This window comes from Chryseobacterium sp. MYb328 (assembly GCF_037572595.1).
GTDB classification, from domain to species: Bacteria; Bacteroidota; Bacteroidia; order Flavobacteriales; family Weeksellaceae; genus Chryseobacterium; species Chryseobacterium pennae.
The window spans coordinates 42,170-61,316 of the sequence record NZ_JBBGZQ010000029.1 but is presented as its reverse complement, the minus strand read 5'-3'; the positions used below and the strand labels follow the sequence as shown (position 1 = coordinate 61,316).

Here is a 19,147-nt window from a genome sequence, read left to right as displayed (position 1 = left end):
TTCTTGGTATTTGTGTTTAAAGTTCCTCACAGGTTACGACTTGGTGAAATCATGTTTTGGCTTGGTAAAGAATAGAAGATGATCACTAAAGTTTTACTTACTTTGCAATAAAGATTTAATCTGTGAAATTAATTTTTAAAATACTCTTTATTTCAATGCTTACGGTGGGGAATTTCTTCATGGCACAGGACTCTGTAAAGGTTTCTCAGGTATTGAAATCTGCTGCAAAGCTGAAAAAAGCAGTAGATAAAAATGATGATAAAGGGGCGGCTGACGTATATGTAAACATGGGTACCGATTATTATAATCAGGGAAACTATCCTAAAAGTGAGGAGTATTTTGCCAAAGCTAAAGCACTTTACCAAAAACTTAATGATAAAAAAAATCTTGAATCGGTTACCAGAAAACTGGCTCAGTCACAGGAGAAACAAAATAAGATAACACCTGCCCTCAACAATTATAGCCGGGCTGCACAGATGAATTACAGTGAAAAAAGTAAAGCTGTGAATACTAACGATGTGACCAGGCTTTCCTCTCCTACACCTGAGCTTAGAGCAGAAGCTATACAGAGTAATATTGACCTGAGCAAAAAGGAAAATGAAAAGGCAAATGTAGCAGAAGGCTATACTCAGCTTGCGGACCTTAATATACAGCAGAAAGATATTTATAAAGCTGAAGAAAATCTTAATAATGCCTATAAAATCTCAAAAAAGGAAGCCCCACAACAGGCATTGGCTATTAATCAGAAATTAGCGGATCTCTATGTTGAAAATAAAAACTTTGATAAAGCTATTGAAGCCAAAAAGAAAGTCCTGAAGGAAGATTTTGTAAAGGATAATTCACAGGAAAAAGTGAATCAGATTCAGGAGCTGGCAGATATTTATATCAAAAAGAATGATCCCAAGGAGGCTGTAGATTTATTAAAAAATGCCTACGGAATAGCTTTGGATAAAGGTCATACACTGGAAGCTCAGAGGAGTGTGAAGAAACTGGACAGTCTTTATGCCATTTCCGGAAATACAGATGCTTCAGTTCAGCTGTACAGAGACTTTTTGGGAAAACTTCCGGATTTGGTTTCCAAGGACAGAAGCCTGGTAGATCATAAAATTCTCGAAGATACAGAGCAAAGAATTTCTCAGCTGGAAAAAGAAAAAGAGCTGAAAGATGAGCTTATCCGTAAAAAAAATGTATTCAATTATGGACTGATCGGAGTTTTGATCCTGTTGACAGGTCTCATTGTTTTCATTTTCAGAACCCTGAAAAAAGTTCAGATCAAGAATAAAAAAATAGCTCTTCAGTCGCTTCGGCGTGAGATGAATCCGCATTTTATTTTCAACAGTCTGAATAGTGTCAATCATTTCATTGCAACCAATAATGAATTGGAAGCCAATCAATATCTGACAAAATTTTCCAAACTGATGCGGGGCGTGATGGAAAATTCTACCAATGATTTTATTCCTTTTCAACAGGAGCTGGATCTTCTGCAGAACTATCTGGCACTTGAAAAAACGCGTTTTGCGGATAAATTTGACTATGAAATTGATGTAGATGAAAATCTGAATAAGCACCATCTGCAGGTTCCCGGGATGCTCGTACAGCCATTCCTTGAAAATGCTATCTGGCACGGATTGCGGTACAGAACAGAAAAAGGATTTTTAAAACTAAGCTTTGAAAAAAATGATGGTGATCTGAAAATCATGATTGAAGACAATGGAATAGGAATTGAAGAAAGTAAAAAACAGAAAACCCAGCACCAGAAAACCAGGGAAGGAAGAGGAATGAAAAACACAGTGGAACGAATTCAGCTACTGAATGATCTGTACAAAAAAAATATAACCTGTTCTGTAAAAGATAAAGAAAACGGTAATGGGGTTGTAGTCACGATCCAAATTAATCTGGTATAAAAACGGGACAATGAAAAAAAATATATTTCTATATACTCTGATGATAAGTCTTTTTTTCGGAACTATAGCAGCTCAGGATATTGACAGTATAAGACTAACCCATATTCTTAAAAACCTGAAGCTGGATAAAACCAAAATAAGAGAAGAACTCTGTATTGAAAAGAAAATGCCCAATGCTGATGACTCCTATATTGCAGTTATTCCGGTTATTTTGAATCAGGACCAAGAAGATTATGTTTTTACAGTGCAGAATTATATAGTGATTACAGATAGTAAAGGAACGATAAAGAATAAATATTTTGATCCGACAGAACTGGACTCTGATGCAGTAAATCTGAGAAGTTTTTCAATTGATACAGGTTTGTATACGATCAGCTCAACTATTAGGGCATTTGGAGTAAAAGCCGATTTTGTTGGAAGTAGCAAACCCAATCCTTACGCTTCAGGTAAAATTTCCCTGTATTATCCGGAAGGGAAAACTCTTAAAAAGGTTCTCGATCAGTTTGAAATGGATTCAACGACAGGAGAGTGGGATACCCGATGCAATGGTGAATTTAAAGATGACCATTCCTATATCATCCTTGACTCTTCCAAAACCAATAAGTTCGCAGATCTTAAAATCAAAACAATTTCTGTTACCACCATCAATAATGAAGTAAAAGGAGAATGCGAAGAAAAGGAAACTTCAAAAACAACTTATAAAACATTGAACTTCAAAAACGGAAAATATCAATAAAGACTCCGTCTGCAATATAAAATCAATCCCAATGAAAATCAAAGCCATAATCGTAGATGATGAATTGATAGCAAGAGAAGTACTGAGAAGCTATCTCACTAAATACTGCCCACAGGTAGAAATTCTCGGTGAAGCGGAAAATATTAAAGAAGCTGTTCCTCTGATTGCAGAAAATCACCCTCAATTGGTTTTTTTAGATGTAGAAATGCCTTTTGGAAATGCCTTTGATGTACTGGAAGCCACCAGTGCGTTTTCCTATGAAACCATTTTTATCACTGCATTTTCACAATACTCTTTACAGGCTTTAAATAAGTCGGCCAGTTATTATATCTTAAAACCTATTGATATTCAAGAGCTTATTCTATCGGTAAATAAAGTTGCTGAAAGTCTTGAGAAAAAAGAAGAGCTTAATCGGAATAAGATCCTACTGGAAAATTTAAAGCTAAAACCTGAAAAGCAACAGCTTATTCTTCCTACTTTACAGGGATTTGACGTGGTAAAGACAGAGGATATTATGAGACTTCAGGCAGATGGTAATTTTACTCAGGTCTATCTTACCGATGGCTCAAAGAAAATGGTATGCCGGTTTTTGAAGCATTTTGATGATCTTTTGGAAAACCCGTTTGTAAGGGTTCACCGTTCTCATATTATCAATACATCCTTCGTGAGATCCTATCATAAAAGTGGAACGGTAATGCTTGCTGATGATACTGAAATTGAGGTTTCCGGAAGTTTTAAAGACAATTTTCTGAAGGTCTTTTCCTAGATTTTATTGTTCTTTAACAGCCCAAAGGCATTATTTTTGAAGTTTTTATCAGAACCACACAAAATATTTCTGTTATGAAAACTTTTCACAAAATTATTCTTCCCGTTTCATTGGGAGCTTTGGCTTTGCTTGCTTTTAATTCATGTTCGGTAGGAATTCCAAAAGGAGCGGTGGCAGTAAAGAATTTTGAAGTTAAAAAATATCTCGGAAGGTGGTATGAAATTGCCCGTTTCGACTACAGGTTTGAGAAAAATATGGATAATGTCACTGCAGAATATTCTGAAAACCCGGATGGAACAGTTCATGTTAAAAATAAAGGGTACAACTATGTAAAAAAACTGTGGCAGGAATCCATTGGTGAGGCCAGATTCGTTAAAGATAAAACCGAAGCCCGGCTCAAAGTCTCTTTTTTCAAACCGATTTGGGCGGGTTACAATGTCATTGATATGGATGAAGACTATCAATATGCCTTGGTAGCAGGGAGCAGCTTAAAATATCTCTGGATCCTCTCCCGAACCACCACTATCCCGGAAAGCATCAGACAGCGTTTTATTGAAAAAGCCAGAAAAATTGGCTATAATACGGATGAACTGATCTGGGTAAAACATAATCAGTAAATAAAGGCAAAGGAAACAAAGAAAGCTGATTAAGCTGCTTTGTTTCCTTTGCTATTTTAGTTCTTAATATATTCCTTCCACTCTTCAAAACGGTAATCAATCACCTGTTTCATCAGGTCATAATTCTCGTAGGTATCCTCTATGTGATAAAAGGTTTCATACTCATAATCATTTTCCTCAGCCTTAGTATCAAAAAGATTTACATAATCATCTGCAAACGAGCTGTATCTGTTTCCAAAATCGGTCTCATCTGCGTAATAATCTTTTGCAAAGCTGTTTCCAAGGTCATTCAGATCATATTCAGAGAATTTTCCGTCACAGGAATCCATGATAAATTCAGCGCCTGTAATTTCTCTGCGTTTTAATTTCTCAATTTCCTCTTCACCATCTTCCTTCAGATCATCAGAGATCAGGTCATTATGGATACACCAGTTCAGGAACATACCGGTATGAGTAGCCCCGTTTTTTTGAGGAAGTTCTTCAGGAAAATCACCGCCATAATGCCATGAAGCATCATCATATTTAGACATAATTTTAACTAATTTCTGTCAAAAATAGAAAAAATCAATTTATATTGCTACAGCCGCATATTTTTCCGTCATTTGCAGGAGAATTTTTTTCAAGAATCTGATATATGGAAAAAGCAGTCCTGATCACTATTGGTGATGAAATCCTTTCCGGAAATACGGTAGATACCAATTCCAATTTTATTGCCTCTGAACTGAAGAATATCGGAATAAAGGTTGTACAGATCTTTACAATTTCAGACGAGATTGAAACCATTAAAGATACATTAAGTGCAGCGTTTGAACTGGGAGATCTGATTATTACCACAGGCGGACTGGGCCCAACAAGGGATGATAAAACCAAAAAAGCACTGGCCGAGTTTTTCAATGATGAGATTGCATTGGATGAGGTAACCTTTAATCATCTTAAAGGATACATGGAAAGACGGGGGCGCGCAGATATTCTGGAAAGAAATAGAGAACAGGCTTTCGTTCCTACAAAATCGATTGTTTTTCAAAACCATTTTGGTACAGCACCATGCATGATGATGGAACTGAACGGGAAATTGAGTTACAGCTTGCCTGGAGTTCCCTATGAAGTAAAACCGTTAATTAAAGATCAGATTATTCCGTATTTACAGGAGAAATTTAATCTTAATTATATCCATTCCAGGATTGTTTCCGTGGTAGGAATTCCGGAAAGTATTCTTGCAGATACTATTGAAGACTGGGAATTAGCTCTTCCTGAAAATATTTCACTGTCTTATCTTCCGGTGGGAACCAGGGTAAAACTGAGATTAACGACATCAGGAGATAATGAAGAAGCTTTACAACAACAGACAGAAGACGAAATTCAGAAATTGCTTCCGCTCATTAAGGACAATGTGATTGCTATATCTGAAGATAAAATCGAAAATATCCTGGCAGAAATGCTTACCGAAAGAAAACTGACCATTTCCACAGCGGAAAGCTGTACCGGAGGAGAATTGGCGAAAATGATTACTTCAGTTAGCGGAAGTTCAAGATACTTTTTAGGTGGAATGGTAGCCTATGCCACAGAGAAAAAAATAAAAATTTTAAATGTTTCCGGAGAAACGGTAGATCAGTTTACTGTAGTCAGTGAGCAGGTAGCTCAGGAAATGGCTAAAGGTTGTCAGGATTTATTTAAAACCGATATTTCCCTTTCCACAACCGGAGTGGCGGGCCCCGGAAAAGGAGAGGATGGCAAAGATATAGGGACGGTTTTCTATACTATCCGGGTCAAGGATCAGGAAGTAACATCAAAATTATATATGCCTCATCTGGAAAGAACAGACTTTATGAATTTTGTTTCCCAAAAGGTAATTCAGGATCTTGTAGGGCTTTTGATAAATCAGTAAAAGGAATACCCCTTTTTTAATTTTTTTTTAATGAATTTTCAGGTACTTTTTCACACTTTTTGAAAATCCTTCATTAAAATTTAAAAATTGTGGAAAATTCCAAACAGATTTTTCAGACTAACAGCAAAAAACGCTGGAAAAGTGTACAATGGGGCAGCCGTATCTTTATTTTTATTGCGGTTCTTCTTCTTTTGGCTTTAGGACTGATGATGAGATTTGATAAAAGTCCGAAAATTCCTTTTAAAGAGGATTATAAAGCAGTTATTACAGCCAATAAGCCCTATCTTCAGGAGAATAAAATTTCCAAAGAATACAAAGGTTTCCGAAGCTTTATTTCTGAAAAAACAATTCATACCAACCTTGCCAAGATTGAAAAGGCAAGAGCAGAAAGATATAAAAATCAAAACAGAAACTGGGCTCAGTTTCCCGGAGGGATCCGTTCTGCATTTTATGTGGCTTGGGATCCTCAGTCTCTGATGTCTCTGAAACGAAATATCAGACACATTAATCTGGTTTTTCCTGAATGGTTTTTCCTTGATCCCAAAACAGGAGACCTGAAAACCAATGTTGACCCGGAAGGATACAAAATAATCAAAAGAACAGGAGTAGCAGCCATGCCGATCCTGAGTAATAATTCTAATCAGGAGTTCCGTTCTGAAGGGCTAGGGAAAGTATTGAATGATCCCGGAAAAAGAATGGCTCTTATTCAGAAGCTTACCCAACAGTGCCTAAAATATCATTTCAAAGGGATCAATATCGACTTTGAAGATATGAACCTGAATTCTGATGAAAACCTGATTGCTTTTATGAAAGAACTTTCAGCAACATTCAGACAGAATCAATTGCTGGTGACTATGGATATTATGACGGATAATGATGACTACAACATTCCGCGATTAGATCCTTATGTAGATTACTTTGTACTGATGGCTTATGATGAATACTCAGCAGGCAGTGATGCAGGCCCTGTTTCTTCGCAGAAATGGATTGAATCTCAGGCAGGAAAGATCGTTAAGCAAACCTCTCCTCACAAGATTATCCTTGGTTTGGGAGCATATGGATATGACTGGAGCTCCAATAAGGATGACAATACTTCGGTTACCTATATGCAGGCCATTACCAAGGCCAGTGCCAGTAAAGCGGTTATTGATTTTAATGACAATACTTTTAACCTGAATTATTCCTATACAGATTCTAAAAATAATACCCATACTGTATTTTTTAATGATGCTGCATCTATTTTTAATACCATGCGTTTTGCCTCCGAATATCCATTGGCAGGAACTGCACTTTGGAGACTGGGAAGTGAGGACAGCAGAGTCTGGAATTTTTATGATAAAGACCTTACGTTTGCAGGGCTTTCTAAACTGAATCTGAAAACACTTGAAAATGTAAAAGGGCAGACCATGGTGGATTACATTGGAGATGGAGAAGTATTGGATGTTCTGAATACACCGCATGATGGAAAAATTGCTCTTGAAATAGATCCGAAGGAAAAAATTATTACCGATGAAAACTATGTTACGTATCCAAGTTCCTATGAAGTAAAAAAATATGGAAGCGCTTCGCAGAAAGAATTGGTATTAACATTTGATGACGGTCCCGATGAGACGTATACACCTCAGGTCCTTGATGTTCTGTCAAAATATCACGTTCCGGCTGCCTTCTTTTTAGTAGGGTTAAATGCAGAAAAAAATCTTCCGCTCGTTAAAAGAATCTATCGTGAAGGTCATGAAATAGGAAACCACACCTTTACCCATGAAAACGTAGCTAAGGTAAGCCCGGAAAGAGCTTTGCTGGAACTGAAACTTACCAGACTTCTTATAGAATGTGTGACAGGACACAGTACAATCCTTTTCCGTGCTCCTTATAATGCCGACTCTGAGCCTACCACTTCAGAAGAGATTATTCCGGTGGCATTGGCAAGACAGCAAAACTATCTGGATATCGGAGAAAATATAGACCCGGAAGACTGGCAGCCGGGAATAAAAGCAGATGAAATTGTAAAACGGGTAATGGCAGGAATCAAGAAGGAGAGAGGGAATATCATATTACTTCATGACGCTGGTGGCGATACCAGAGAAGAAACCGTGAAGGCTTTGAAAATTTTAATCCCAACCCTTCAGAAACAGGGCTATCACTTTACCAATCTTACCAATCTTCTGCATAAGAGTAAAGCTGAACTGATGCCTGAAGTTCCTAAGACAAAGTCTTACTATATCATGCAGCTTAATCTGGTGCTGGCCACTGTAATTTATGGAATAAGCCATTTTTTGGTTGCCTTATTTACCATTTTCATTGTACTGGGGTTAATAAGATTACTGTTGATGGCGTACTGGGCTTTTAAAGAAAGAAAAAAAGAAAAAGAGCTGGGTGATTTTCCAACCCTTGAATTCTATCCTAAGGTTTCTATTATAGTACCTGCCTATAATGAAGAAGTGAATATTGTTTCTTCCCTGAATAACCTGCTAAAACAGACATATCCGAATTTTAACATCATTATGGTAGATGACGGAAGCAAAGATTCAACTTATGAAAAGGCCAGAGACGCTTTTCCGGATCATCCGAAGTTAGAAATATTTACAAAAACAAATGGAGGAAAAGCAACCGCTTTAAACTTCGGGATTTCACAGACAGATGCTGAATATGTAGTGTGTATAGATGCAGATACCAAACTCCAGCAGGATGCGGTAAAGTATCTGATTGCAAGATTACTGAATGCGGGTTCAGATGAAAAAATTGCTGCAGTGGCTGGAAATGTAAAAGTAGGAAACACTGTAAACTGGCTTACCAAATGGCAGGCAATTGAATATACAACCAGCCAGAATTTTGACAGGCTGGCGTATGCCAATATCAATGCCATTACTGTAATTCCTGGAGCTATCGGGGCGTTTAAAAGATCCGTAATTCTTGAAGCAGGAGGGTATTCTTCCGATACACTGGCTGAAGACTGTGATATTACAGTAAAAATTTTAAAAGCCGGATATACAGTGGCCAATGAAAACAGAGCGGTTGCCGTAACAGAAGCTCCGGAAACCGTAAGACAGTTCCTGAAACAACGTTTCCGCTGGACATATGGAATCATGCAGATGTTCTGGAAACAGAGACACACTTTCCTTAATCCTCAATATAAAGGATTAGGACTTTGGGCCATGCCGAATATCTTATTGTTCCAGTATATTATTCCATTTTTCTCACCCTTGGCAGACCTTATTATGTTCTTTGGAATCCTGTCTGGAAACGGAGATAAAATATTTAGTTATTATTTGATTTTTCTTCTGGTAGATGCCTCTCTGGCTTTGGTCGCATTTATTATGCAAAGGGAAAAATTAACGAATCTGTTCTATATTATTCCGCAAAGATTTGGGTATAGATGGCTGATGTATATTGTACTGTTTAAAAGTTTAAGAAAAGCATTGAAAGGTGAAATACAATCCTGGGGCTTTCTGAAACGCACAGGGAATGTAAAAGAGATAGCAACATCTTAAAAGGGTAGGGTCTGGAAGCTGGAGGTTAGAAGTTACTTTTAGTCGTATTATTACTGAAAGTTCTGATAAACTATTTAAAAAAGGAGAAAGGAGATAGAGTAGTCATTCTTTATGACTTTCATACCCTCCATCTTCCATCATCTAGCTTCAAGCCTATCCAATTTATAAATCCTTATCACACTCTAATAGGATTTGTTTAAATTTGTTTCATAAAAAAGTAACAAATAAGAAATAAATCATACATATTGTATAAATTGTTATCATAATGAAAAAACTAACGCTTTCTTTGTTTCTAATAGCAGGGATTTGCTCTCAAAACACGATGAGCGCACAAGCTAAAGCTACTAAAGTAGCAATGAATAATACAGATAAAGGTTTAGACCTTAGCTTAATGGATACTTCAGTACGTCCGCAGGATGATTTTTATAATTATGTGAGCGGAACGTGGATGAAAACAGCTAAAATTCCGGCTGATAAACCAACTTGGGGAAGTTTTAATAAATTGGGTGAGGATACGGATAACAATTCCATGACAATTCTGAACTCTCTTTTGAAAGATAAGTTTGCAGATGGAAGTGAGGGGAAAAAAATTCAGGATTTATATGCTTCTTACATGAATATGGAGAAGAGAAATGCTGACGGAATCAAGCCTATTCAGGAGCACCTGAGTAAAATTGATGCCATCAAAAATATGGCTGATCTTCAGGGATATTTAGCATCTGTAACAAAAGAAGGAGAAAATAATTTCTACGGATGGGGAGTATATGCTGATTTAAAGAATTCTAATATGAATGCCGTTTACTTAGGAGAAGCTTCTCTTGGATTAGGAAGAGACTACTACCAGAAAGTAAATGAAAAGAATACGGAAGCTATTGCTGAGTATCAGAAATATGTAGCTTCAATGCTGAAAGAATTAGGATATAAAAATGCAGATGCAGCAGCAAAAAGTATTGTTGATTATGAAAAAAGCATTGCAAAAACTTATCTGACAAACGAGCAGAGCCGTGACAATACCCTTCAGTATAATCCTCAGACAATGACTGAACTTTCAGCTTTGGTAAAAGGAGTAGATCTTCCGGCTTACCTTAAAAAAGTGGGAGTAAACACAGATAAAGTGATCATCGGAGAACTGGGGTATTATAAAAACTTTGATAAATTAGTAAATGCTGAGAATCTTCCGGTAATTAAGGATTACCTGAAATTCCACATGATTAATGGAAGTGCTTCTTACCTAAGCGAAAAGCTGGGTGATATGAAATTTAATTTCTTTGGGAAATATTTAAGAGGTCAGCAGGAACAAAGAGCACTGAACAAGAGAGGTTTTGAATTAATCAACAGAAACATCGGAGAAGCTTTCGGTAAATTATATGTTGAGAAATATTTCCCTGCAGAAGCTAAAGCTCAAATGGTTGAATTGATCGACTACTTAAAGAAAAGTTTTGTAGTTCACATCAATAACTTAGCATGGATGTCTTCTACAACTAAGGAAAAAGCACTACAGAAGTTAAATAAATTCACTGTAAAAGTAGCTTATCCTGATAAATGGAAGGATTATTCAAAATTAGAAATTACACCTGAATCAAAAGGAGGTACATTGTATAAAAACCTTCAGAATATTGGTGAATGGCAATACAACAGAGAATTAGCCAAAATTGGTAAATCTGTTGATAAAACAGAATGGGGAATGACTCCACAAACTGTAAATGCTTACTATAACCCGGTATATAACGAAATCGTATTCCCGGCAGCAATTCTTCAGCCGCCATTCTTCAACCCTAAGGCTGATGCAGCAGTAAACTTCGGTGGAATCGGAGCTGTTATTGGTCACGAAATGAGCCACGGATTTGATGATTCTGGAGCACAGTTTGATGCAGAGGGGAACCTGGTAGACTGGTGGACTCCGGAAGATAAAGCAAACTTCGAAAAAGCTACAAAAGCTCTTGCTTCTCAATATGACAAATATGAGCCTGTAAAAGGAACATTTGTAAACGGTACTTTCACAAACGGTGAGAATATCGCTGACTTAGGAGGAGTGAATATTGCTTATGACGCTCTTCAGATGTACTTAAAAGATAAAGGAAATCCAGGAACCATCAGTGGATTTACTCAGGATCAGAGATTCTTCCTAAGCTGGGCAACCGTTTGGAGAACTTTATCAAGTGAAAAATACATGATCAACCAGGTGAAGACAGATCCGCACTCGCCGGGTTACTTCAGAAGCTTTGGTCCGTTAATCAATGTTGATTCATTCTACAAAGCATTCGATGTGAAAAAAGGAGACAAATTATATAAAGCTCCGGAAGACAGAATTAAAATCTGGTAAAAATATAAGCCGCTCAGCAATGAGCGGTTTTTGTTTTTTAGGGAGATATAGAGATAATAGAAATAGGATGAGGTGAGGAACTATCTTAGCTTCAGTTAATAAGTGGTGGTCTTCATCATTCCCCTCCTCCTGAGGGAGGTGAAAATTCAGAGGATTTTTGACAGGGTAGTTTACAGGCCCCACAAAACTCTTACCCCAACTGAAATCTAATTTTAAGCCATCATTCCGAAAAATTTAAACAATGAACCTCTCAAGCTTTGAACTTTAAACCATATTTTTTCACTATTCTCATCAATTATTTATTATCCTTCATCACTTATCCTCAAAGTTCGTATATTTGATAAGTTTGTGTAAAATCAAAAATAATCTTCAATGAAAAAGCTAAATATTGGTATACTTGCCTTTTCCGGTATAGTATTGCTAAATTCATGTGGTGCTGCAAAAACTGCAGGAACTGATACAAAAACAGAGGCTACAGCAACAGTTGCAACGCCGGTAAAAGAAGAAGTAAAGGAGGAGGGGATCAATTTATCTTATATGGATACAGGTGTCCGTCCGCAGGATGACTTTTTTAGCTATGTGAACGGAAATTGGGTAAAAACCACTCAGATTCCTTCAGATAAAGCCAATTGGGGGTCTTTCAATGCTTTGAGAGAAAATGTAGATGATTCTTCATTGGATATTTTAAACAAAATCCTTACAGAAAATTATTCTGCAGGTTCTGAAGGCCAAAAGATCCAGAGTCTTTATGCTTCCTTTATGGATACTGCTAAAAGAAATGCAGATGGATTAAATCCTATCAAAGCTGATCTGGCAAAAATTGATGCCCTTAAAAATCTTAATGATCTTCAGAAATACCTTTTAGAAGCTACAAAAATCGGAGATAACTCCTTTTACGGATGGAGAGCCGGAGCAGATATGAAAAACTCCAAAATGAACGCTGTCTATCTTGGAGGTCCGGATCTTGGTTTAGGAAGAGATTATTATCAGAAAGTAAATGATGCCAACACTAAAACATTAGGACAATATCAGGCTTACGTTGGAAAACTGTTTGGGGTTTTAGGGTATAAAAATTCTACTCAGGCTGCACAGAATGTGGTGGATTTTGAAAAACAGCTGGCCAATTATTTATTGACATTGGAGCAGAACAGAGATGCCAACCTAAGATACAATCCTAAAAACGTTTCTGAGTTATCAGGGGTTGTGAAAAATGTTGATCTTGCAAAATATCTTAAAGATGCAGGGGTAAATACAGACAGGGTAATCATCGGTGAACTGAAATATTACCAGAACATGGACCAGTTCATCACACAGAAAAACCTACCTCTATTAAAAGACTACCTGAAATATCACCTGATTAACGGTAATGCCAGTAATCTTGATGAAAACCTTGAGCAGATCAGATTTGATTTCTATGCAAAAGATTTACAGGGGCAAAAAGAACAGCGTCCTATGAACAAAAGAGGGTTAACACTTGTGAATGGAGTTCTTGGTGAGGCATTCGGAAAATTATACGTAGAGAAATACTTTACTCCTGAAGCAAAACAGCAGATGGAAACCTATATTGATTACCTTTTAAAATCATTTAAAACCCATATTGCGAATATCGATTGGATGTCTCCTGAAACAAAAGTAAAAGCTCAGGAAAAACTATCCAAGTTTACAGTAAAAATTGCTTATCCTGATAAATGGAAAGACTATAGCCAACTGAAAGTAGAATCTCCAAAACAGGGAGGATCATTATATGCTAACCTGCAAAATGTATCGGCTTGGCAATACCAAAGAAATTTAGATAAAGTAGGAAAACCGGTTGACAAAACAGAATGGGGAATGTCTCCTCAAACAGTAAATGCTTACTATAGCGGTTCAAACAACGAAATTGTATTCCCGGCAGCAATCCTTCAGCCTCCTTTCTACAATCCTAAGGCAGATGCAGCCGTAAACTTCGGTGGAATTGGAGCTGTAATTGGTCACGAGATCTCTCACGGTTTTGATGACAGTGGTTCCCGCTTCGATGGTGATGGAAATCTTAACAACTGGTGGACGGATACCGACCGCAAGAACTTTGATGCAAAAGTGGCTCAGCTGGCTGCTCAATATAGTAGCTACGAACCGGTAAAAGGAAGTTTCGTGAATGGTAAATTCACAAGTGGAGAAAATATTGGAGACTTAGGAGGAGTAGCAGTAGCTTACGATGCCCTTCAGATGTATCTTAAAGACAAAGGAAACCCAGGGAAGATCAGTGGGTTTACTCAGGATCAGAGATTCTTTATGAGCTGGGCTACCGTTTGGAGAACAAAAGCAACCAACGAATATATGATCAATCAGGTAAAAACAGACCCGCACTCTCCGGGAATGTACAGAGCTTTCGGGCCACTGGTGAATCAGGATTCATTTATCAAAGCATTTGATATCAAATCGGGAGATAAAATGTATAAAACTCCTGAGGACAGAATAAAAATTTGGTAAGAGTACCGAAAAATTGTTAGAAAAGAAAGAATCCGTCTCAATGCAATGTGGGACGGATTCTCTTTTTAAAATGCTTTCTTATAATTCCGGATCACAAACTTTATTCCGGTTTCTATAATGTCTCCCATGGTCTTACAATACTTGAAGTTGACATCATAGGTGAGTTTTTGTAAAGCTGTTTTTAACTCAGTAACATTAGCTTCCGGTGCAATATTTTCGGTTTTCATAATAGAAATCAGTTCACTGAATCTGCTTTGGCTGCTCGTTACTCTTTTTACAATCTGTGAACGTACCTCTTTACGATACTGTTCTATAGAGTTAGGCTTCAGCTTTTCCAGTACCATAGTAACCATCGGATGATTTTCTTTGAAATACTGGGGAAGATAAACTTTCAAATTTCCTTCATAGCATTGCTGGTCAAAATCAATCGGGCGGATTCTGTAAATAACCTGGTCAAAATCATGGATAGGAATAATCACATAATTATAAGAACGCATATCACCAAGAAGCCCAATGAGACAGCGTTCATTGAATTTTACAAATTCCTTGGAAATCTGTGCCTTTTCCAGCTCTGTGCAATTGGATATATGTTTCTGAATAAATACATCCCCGGGAATTCCTAAGATATGTTCTTCAATTAAGGTGTTTTTGTAGATCAGAAAATTAATCCGGTTAGGAGAAAGCAGGTCTTCAAGCTCCAGCCCATAGATGCGGGAGGCATCAGCCTGTTTAATATAAAAGTTAGTATAATTATCATTCAGGATATTTCTCACCCGGATCCGGAAAGGTTTAGAATTTCCGAAAGTACAGAAGTCAATGGTATCCACTTTCAGATAAGGGAGAGTAGCTTCATCTCCATCAGAATGAAGAAGGGTGTAAATCTTATTTAAATTAGCTTCTATTTCTTTAAACTCATATTCAGAATACAGTACACCGAGCCATAAAGTGTCCTTGCCTTCTTTATCCAGAATATTCACACTGTCACTGAATCTTAGCAGGTCTTCATATAAAAACTGGATCTTGGTTGTTCTGTTATGCTTTTCCAAATACTGCTGTAATCCTTCAGAAACAGGATATATGGGTTTTCTAAATGCGATCTTTACATCTTTCATCATTCTGTTTACTTTATCTAAATATAAAGAATATTTTTCTTCACCTCACAGGAATTCTTATTTAGCACATATTTGTTCTCTTTTATAAATGCAAAATGCATCAGGATTTTATTTTATCACTCTGTGTTTGTTTTTATTTATTTTTTCATAGCTTAGTGACATCGTAAGATGGTGATTTTATGTTAAATAAATATAGATAAATTTAAATAGTTTAAGAAAAATCTTGACAAAATTTTGTATGTTACAGTTTTTTTTTAAATTTAAACTTTGGATTAGTAATTTATTTGATTAATCTGTAAATTGCTCAAAGACAGATCCAAACCAAAATAGTAAATCTCAAAATAATAATAATATGGCAATGTTTAATTATGGTGTTGGCGGAAACGAGGTAAAAGTAGACGCTAATGAAGCTATTCAGGAAATACAGGAAAATAAATCACTGATAGTAAGCCAGCTTACAACAGACGAATCTTATACCCCTGAAATTGTAACAGGATTAAAAACTGTGGAAGACGTGTTCAAACACTTTCAGCCTTCTGTGGCAGTACAACACGAAACAGAAGATGGAGGAGTGGTTGACGAAGAATTCCGTTTTCAGAATCTTGGAGACTTTACTCCTAAAAGCCTTACTCAGAAATCTGATTATCTTCAGCAACTGAGCATGGAGCAGGAGCAGTACAACAAAATTGTACGTCAGTTAAAAACCAATAAAATTCTTCGCAATATGCTGGAGAACGACCAGACAAGAGCTGCGTTCATCGAAGTATTGAAAGATGTAGCACAAGAACTTGAAAAATAATTAAAGACTTACATTAAATCATGGATAGCAAATTACAGGCGCAGGAAAGCCAGCAGCAGGGACAACAGCAGCAGCACTCAGGGCAGCCGAAAGGCAACCCGCTTGCAGAGCTCAATAAAATGGGAGGTTTTGGCTTTGTTGAATCCGTTGTGGACGGGATCGCCAATATGAACCCAACAAGAAAAGCAAGGAAAGAAATCTTCCTTAATGATAACAATAAGGCAGAAGAAAGAAAAGAACTTCTTCAGAAGATCAATCTTTGGGTAAGCCTTCTTGAAGGTAGTGAATCTGCTGATAAAATGGCTGATACGTGCAAAACCAAAGCACAACTGGCTGATCAGAATTTAAAGAAAAACTTAAAAAGTACACTGGATGCAGTTCGTCTGTTGGAAACCAACTATAGAACAGTAGCTCAATTCTATAAAAATACAGAATTGGATAAAGTGGATAACGTAAGTATTGTTAATGCAAGCCTTGATCAGGTTTCAGACCTTGACAATCCTTTATTCATTGATGCCATCTCTGAAGAATTCAAAAATTATTATGACCGTTTAGACCTTAGAGATAACTACTCACTCCTTGCTATCCCTGGATACTTAGGATCTAATAAAGTTATTGAAAAGTGGGCTAAAATCTGTAACGAGAACAAAGTAATGATGGTTACAGACTTTGCGAACCTTGATAAGCCGGATGATGTTGTAGATTTATTCCATTCTGCAAACCTTACAGGTGGGGAACTTCACAGAAGTAACGTGATCATGACGTGTAACTGGCTAGTAGGACGTGGAAAAGCAGAAGAAGTAGGAGAAGAAGAAAACGTAGAACTTCCACCTTCCACTTCATTAGCAGGAAAAATCCATAAAACACTGATGTCTCAGGTAGCAGCAGGTAAAAAACATGGTAACATCAACGAAGTAGACGCTGTAAAATTCGAATTGAAGAAAAGTGAAATTTCTCAGTTGGAAAAAATGGGTCTTGTACCAATGGTTAACGAATATGGTAAAATTATGGCTTTCTCTGCAAAGACATTATTTACAGGAGACAACATCGGTCTTCAGACCTATTCTGTAGTTCGTGTATTCGACTATGTAACTAAAGTATTGCTAGACTTCCTGAACAGAAGAGCCTTCGAAAACTGGAATGCTAAGAACGAAGACGATTTGAGAAGACAAATTGTTACTTTCCTTGACAATATCAAAGGACCAGACAAATTGATCGAGAAATTCAAGATCGTTCGTTTCGAACAGGATAGAGTAAACAAAGATAGAGTATGGCTTGATATCCGTATGACACCTTATTTCCCTACAAAAAGTTTCGTTATTAAACTAGACGGACATAAAGGAGATGATGGTAACGAATGGGATGCACAATACACTCAGGAATAATAACACCTTATTTTTAATCATAAAAACCGATGCATTTTTTACATCGGTTTTTTTCTACCAATACCTATGAATATTAAAATGAATATCAAACTTATCATTGGTTTGCCTCTTGTATTGATGGCGCTTTTGGTAAGCTGTGAAAAAAAATACCAAAGCCCGGATCAATATGAAGAAGACCTTTTTGCAGACGAACGTCAGGAAGGAAAAGCTTACATCATGGATGAAGAAGAATGTTTTGATGGAAGTGAATTGGTTTTAGCAAGTTCGGAAGTAAAGCTGGCAGACAGTTCAAAAGGCCGTGGAAAATCATTTTTTCTTTATAAAGTAAGATCCGGAAAAGTTTTAAAAACAGTAAGAGACTCCACTCTGGAATTGCCGATGATGTTTTTATCTCCCCATAAGCTGAAACTGAAAGAGGATTCCATGTACTTGTACCTGAAAAAATTAGATGGCTACCGTTTTATTGCGAAAGAAAGAAATCTTAAGTATCAATGGCTGAGAGGGGCTTCCGTATATTCTGTGAAGAAAAAATAAAATAAACCTATCTTTGCGTTCCTGGAATAATGCAGGATGAAGAGATAAAAGCTCTTCAGTGACTTAAATTGATTGGTTTTTGGAAAAGAATAGTGCAACCTCAGAATTCCTTCATGTAGGAAACAGGCTTTTGAAATGGTATCGGAACAATGCAAGAGATCTGCCTTTCAGACAGACAAAAGATCCCTATAAAATCTGGATCTGTGAAATTGTATTTCAGCAGACAAGAATCAATCAGGGCCTTAATCATTATAATAATTTTATTAAACGATTTCCTGATGTAAGAACCTTAGCTGAAGCTGAGGAAAATGAAGTGTTGCTTTACTGGAAAGGCTTAGGCTATTATTCCAGAGTTATCAATATCCATAAAGCTTCTCAGCAGATTATGAATGATTATGATGGTATATTTCCAGCCCAATACGAAGAAATTTTAAAACTGAAAGGAATAGGAAAGTATACAGCAGCAGCTGTTTCCAGTATTTGTTTTGAAGGAAAAATGCCTGCTGTTGATGGAAACTTCTACCGGGTCCTGAGCCGTTTCTTTGCCGATGATTTTGATATTTCAAACTCAAGGGCATTTACTTATTTTTCTGAGTTGGCGACATTGATAATGCCGGATAATGTTGGCGATTTCAATCAGGCGATGATGGATATCGGTTCCGAGATCTGTAAACCCAAAAATCCTTTGTGTGGAGAATGCCCGATCCATGAAGACTGCCTGGCTTTTTCCCTACAGAAAATCTCTGATTATCCTGTGAAAACGAAAAAAGTAAAGGCTGAAGATCTTGCTTTGACCTATTATTTTGTTCATAGAAACGGGCAATTTCTGATCCGTCAGAGAAAAGATGACTTTATCTGGAAAAAATTATTTGAATTTCCATCTTCTATTTCTGCTGACATGGAAACCTTTATCACTGGTTCAAAAACGATTGCCCATAAACTGACACACAAGAACTTAAGTATTGAAATATTGAATGTTGAGGTGCCTTCAGAAGAGATTTGGAATCGTTTTATTACTGAAAATCAATACCAGATTACCGACGTTCAGGGTTCTCATGAAAAATCCTTTCCGAAGCCTCTGGAAAATTACATTCAAAACTCATTGAAAGACTGAAATTTGTCTTCCGAA

General features: G+C 36.9%; 14 protein-coding genes. 12 read left to right on the top strand and 2 right to left on the bottom strand.

The window, feature by feature from the left end; translation table 11 throughout:
- The first annotated feature begins 122 nt into the window (after positions 1-122).
- The 4 genes from WH267_RS22350 (at position 123) to WH267_RS22335 (ending at position 4,023) form a co-directional block, all read left to right on the top strand.
- Complete coding sequence (locus tag WH267_RS22350; RefSeq protein ID WP_340011092.1) at positions 123-1,904, top strand: tetratricopeptide repeat-containing sensor histidine kinase; 1,782 nt, start codon at positions 123-125, stop codon at positions 1,902-1,904.
- Positions 1,905-1,914: 10 nt separating this feature from the next.
- Positions 1,915-2,640 carry a hypothetical protein gene (locus tag WH267_RS22345; RefSeq protein WP_340011090.1) on the top strand — a complete coding sequence of 242 codons (726 nt, stop codon included), beginning with the start codon at positions 1,915-1,917 and terminating at the stop codon, positions 2,638-2,640.
- Positions 2,641-2,671: 31 nt separating this feature from the next.
- Complete coding sequence (locus tag WH267_RS22340) at positions 2,672-3,406, top strand: LytR/AlgR family response regulator transcription factor (protein ID WP_340011089.1); 735 nt, start codon at positions 2,672-2,674, stop codon at positions 3,404-3,406.
- A 74-nt stretch (positions 3,407-3,480) separates the two neighbouring features.
- Positions 3,481-4,023 (top strand): lipocalin family protein, encoded by a 543-nt coding sequence (locus tag WH267_RS22335; RefSeq protein ID WP_123321280.1) that lies wholly within the window; start codon positions 3,481-3,483, stop codon positions 4,021-4,023.
- Positions 4,024-4,079: 56 nt separating this feature from the next.
- Here the strand turns inward: WH267_RS22335 and WH267_RS22330 are convergent, their stop codons facing one another.
- Positions 4,080-4,553, bottom strand: a complete 474-nt coding sequence (locus WH267_RS22330) for a DUF7832 domain-containing protein (RefSeq protein ID WP_340011087.1) — start codon at positions 4,551-4,553, stop codon at positions 4,080-4,082.
- A gap of 104 nt (positions 4,554-4,657) precedes the next feature.
- Between WH267_RS22330 and WH267_RS22325 the strand changes: the two genes are divergently transcribed.
- From WH267_RS22325 to WH267_RS22310, 4 genes are all read left to right on the top strand, one after another.
- A complete protein-coding gene (locus WH267_RS22325) occupies positions 4,658-5,908 on the top strand; it encodes a CinA family nicotinamide mononucleotide deamidase-related protein (RefSeq protein ID WP_340011086.1) in 1,251 nt (416 codons plus the stop codon).
- Positions 5,909-5,997: 89 nt separating this feature from the next.
- Positions 5,998-9,396, top strand: a complete 3,399-nt coding sequence (locus WH267_RS22320) for a polysaccharide deacetylase family protein (protein ID WP_340011083.1) — start codon at positions 5,998-6,000, stop codon at positions 9,394-9,396.
- A 265-nt stretch (positions 9,397-9,661) separates the two neighbouring features.
- Positions 9,662-11,719 carry a M13 family metallopeptidase gene (locus WH267_RS22315; RefSeq protein WP_115973029.1) on the top strand — a complete coding sequence of 686 codons (2,058 nt, stop codon included), beginning with the start codon at positions 9,662-9,664 and terminating at the stop codon, positions 11,717-11,719.
- A 372-nt stretch (positions 11,720-12,091) separates the two neighbouring features.
- On the top strand, positions 12,092-14,188 hold the full coding sequence (locus WH267_RS22310) for a M13 family metallopeptidase (protein WP_123320069.1): 2,097 nt from the start codon (positions 12,092-12,094) through the stop codon (positions 14,186-14,188).
- A gap of 65 nt (positions 14,189-14,253) precedes the next feature.
- Here WH267_RS22310 and WH267_RS22305 read toward each other — a convergent pair whose 3' ends face one another.
- Positions 14,254-15,300, bottom strand: coding sequence for a hypothetical protein (locus WH267_RS22305; protein ID WP_123320135.1), 1,047 nt, complete (start codon positions 15,298-15,300; stop codon positions 14,254-14,256).
- A gap of 352 nt (positions 15,301-15,652) precedes the next feature.
- On the opposite strand from WH267_RS22305, the gene WH267_RS22300 reads away from it, so the two are divergent.
- The 4 genes from WH267_RS22300 (at position 15,653) to WH267_RS22285 (ending at position 19,132) form a co-directional block, all read left to right on the top strand.
- Positions 15,653-16,099, top strand: coding sequence for a type VI secretion system contractile sheath small subunit (locus tag WH267_RS22300; RefSeq protein ID WP_164464392.1), 447 nt, complete (start codon positions 15,653-15,655; stop codon positions 16,097-16,099).
- 20 nt (positions 16,100-16,119) lie between these two features.
- On the top strand, positions 16,120-17,484 hold the full coding sequence (locus tag WH267_RS22295) for a DUF5458 family protein (protein WP_123320068.1): 1,365 nt from the start codon (positions 16,120-16,122) through the stop codon (positions 17,482-17,484).
- Between the two features lie 78 nt (positions 17,485-17,562).
- Positions 17,563-18,018 carry a hypothetical protein gene (locus tag WH267_RS22290; protein WP_340011081.1) on the top strand — a complete coding sequence of 152 codons (456 nt, stop codon included), beginning with the start codon at positions 17,563-17,565 and terminating at the stop codon, positions 18,016-18,018.
- 79 nt (positions 18,019-18,097) lie between these two features.
- On the top strand, positions 18,098-19,132 hold the full coding sequence (locus WH267_RS22285) for an A/G-specific adenine glycosylase (protein WP_340011079.1): 1,035 nt from the start codon (positions 18,098-18,100) through the stop codon (positions 19,130-19,132).
- Positions 19,133-19,147 lie beyond the last annotated feature (15 nt).